Source organism: Cupriavidus necator (genome assembly GCF_040578825.1).
Taxonomy (GTDB): Bacteria; Pseudomonadota; Gammaproteobacteria; order Burkholderiales; family Burkholderiaceae; genus Cupriavidus; species Cupriavidus necator_E.
Map to the genome: position 1 here is coordinate 1 of NZ_JBEFLI010000162.1, position 2,765 is coordinate 2,765.

Here is a 2,765-nt window from a genome sequence, read left to right on the forward strand (position 1 = left end):
GGGCGGCTAGGGGTTTGATGTTGTCCTGATGGTGACGTGATTAAGCGGGTTTGTCATGGCCAGGATGCGCGTCTTCGCGCGGGCGGCCCATCAGGATCGGCTGGAAGAACACCGCGCCGATCAGCGTGCACACCAGCGCCAGCGCCAGCAGCTTGCCCATGCTGGCGGTGCCGGGATGCTGCGACAGCCACAGGCTGCCGAAGGCGGTGGCGGTGGTGGCGGCGCTGTACAGCACCGCATGCGTCAGGCTCGATTGCAGCAGCTTGGTCTTGCCGTGCCGCCACGCGATCACATAGTAGATCTTGAAGGCCACACCGATGCCCAGCAGCAGCGGCAGCGCGATCACGTTGGCGAAGTTCAGCGCAATGCCGAACACCACGCACAGTTCCAGCGTGACAATGGCCGATACCAGCAGCGGCACCAGCGTGCGCGCCACGTCGGCGAAGCGGCGCAGCGTGATCCACAGCAGGATGGTGATCGATAGCACCGCCCACACACCGGCCTGCGCGAAGGCGGTCATGATGGTGTCGGCCGAGCCGCGGATGGCGATCGGGCCGCCGGTGGCGGTCGGTTCCACGCGTTGCACCGCGGCGATAAAGCGGTCCAGCGTGGCCTCGCGCTGCGCGCTGCCGGCCGGCGGCAGCTTCGGGCTGATATTGACCAGGGCGCGGCCATCGGGGGCAACCCAGTCGCGCACCAGCTCGGGCGGCAGCGTCTGCTGGTTGACCGGCTGCGGGCCCAGCGCCAGCTTCAGCTTTGCCAGCGCCAGTTGCAGCGGCAGGGCGATGGCCCGCTCGGCGCGGTCGCGCGTGGCGGCGTCGGCGGCGGCCAGCTTCTTCAGCGTCGCGGACAGGTGCGCGGCCGCGGACGCGCCGGGGCCGGGATGCTCGTCGGCGGCGATGGCAAGCTGGCGCGCGGCATTGCGCAGCGAATTGACGCGCGCACGGTCGTCAGCGGCCGTGGCGGTGGGTTGCGCCAGCGCCGGCATCAGCGCGGCCGAGGCCTGGCCGATGGCCTGCAGCTTGGTGGGCTGATCTTCAGGCAGGAAGGTGTGCAGCGTGACCACTTGCGCCACTTCGGGCAGCGCGGCCAGCTTGCGCGACATCTCCTGCGCGGCCGGCAGCGACGGCGCCAGCGCGCTCACATCCTCGGTGCCGGCCTGCGGTGCATCCTTCAGCGCCAGCAGCGTCGCCATCGATTCGGATTTCGGGTCCTTCAGGTGCAGCGGGTCGAAGTCGAAGCGCAGGTGCGGCAGCAGCGGCGCACCGGCCAGGATCGCCAGCAGCGTGACCACCAGCACCGGCTTGCGGTAGCGCTCGAAAAACAGGTCAGCCGGCGCCAGCCAGCCAAAGCCCGGCGTCTCGGCTTCGCCGCCGGGCTTGAGCACGGCGATCAGCGCCGGCAGCAGCGTGAAGGTGGTGGCAAAGGCGATGATCATGCCGACGCCGGCGATCAGGCCGAGCTCGGCCACGCCGCGATAGTCGGTCGGCAGGAAGCAGAAGAACGCCGCCGCGGTGGCCGCCGCGGCCAGCGCCAGCGGCGCGGCCACCGCGCGCGCGGCCAGACCGAGCGCCTCGACGATGTGGTCGCGGTCATGGCGCTCGGCGCGGTAGCGCACGCCGAACTGGATACCGAAGTCCACCCCCAGCCCGACGAACAGCACCGCGAACGCCACCGAGATCATGTTGAGCGCGCCGACCATCGCCAGCCCCAGCGCGGCGGTGATCAGCAGCCCGGCGAACAGGCTCGCCAGCACCGCGACAATCAGCCGCGCCGAACGCAGCGCCAGCCACAGGATGAACACCACCACCACCACTGTCAGTACGCCATTGAGCAGCGCGCCTTCGCTGACCGACGCGAACTCGTCGTCGGCCAGCGCCTGCGGGCCGGTCAGGCGCACCGTGGCCTGGTAGCGCTGCGCGAGCTGCAAATCGGCGGCGGCCTGCCGGATCGCGCGAGAAGCCGCGGCGCCGGCCTTCAGGTCGCTGTAGTCCAGCACCGGGCTGACGGCGACATAGCTGAAGACATGGCCGTCCGGATCGGGCTTGCGGCTGTCGTCGAGCAATCCGGCCCACGACAGCGCAGCGGGCTTGTTGGCCAGCACATCGTCGAGCGTGCGGGCGCTGCCGTCGAGCAGCTTTGCCATTTCGCCCAGCCTGACCTGCCCCATCTGCAGCGGCAGCGTCAGCGTGGTGGTGAGGGTGTCGGCCAGGCCGCGCAAGGTGGGGTCGTGCGCCAGCGCGCCAACCAGCGGGCGCGCCTGCGCGAGTTGCCCGGTGAGCTGGCGGACTTCATCGGTACTGGCGAACAGCAGCCCGTTGCGCTCGAAAAACGGCCCGGCCCCCGGCTGGCTGACCGCGTTAAAGCGTACCGGCTGCTTGCGCAGCGCCTCGGCCAGCGCGTTGGCGGCGGCATCTGCCAGTTCCGGGGCCGGCGCCTGCACCACCGCCAGGATCATCTGCTCGCGCTGCGGGAAGGCGTTGCTGATGGCGGCGTCGCGCACGGCCCATGGCGCATCCGATTCCAGCAGGCGGCCGATGTCGGTGTTGATCGCAAAGTTGCGTGCCACGTAGACGCAGCTGACGGCGGTCAGCAATGCCGACAGGATGATGACCCGCCAAGGAAAGGCGGTGGCAAGCCGGACGATGCGTGTCAGCAGCGAAGTCAGCATGGCGGATCCGAAGGGAGCACGAATCCGGAGTATATCGGCTGGCGCGCGCGAGGGCCGGCGGCGTGGCGTATCCGGCATGCGGAAGGGGCGGGCG

Annotated in this window: 1 protein-coding gene; it reads right to left on the reverse strand. The window is 70.1% G+C overall.

Annotated elements, in window-relative coordinates:
• Positions 1–40: 40 nt before the first annotated feature.
• The gene (gene hpnN / locus AB1I47_RS33615) at positions 41–2,671 is read right to left on the reverse strand and encodes a hopanoid transporter HpnN (RefSeq protein WP_354687963.1); all 2,631 of its coding nucleotides are present in this window, start codon (positions 2,669–2,671) and stop codon (positions 41–43) included.
• Positions 2,672–2,765 lie beyond the last annotated feature (94 nt).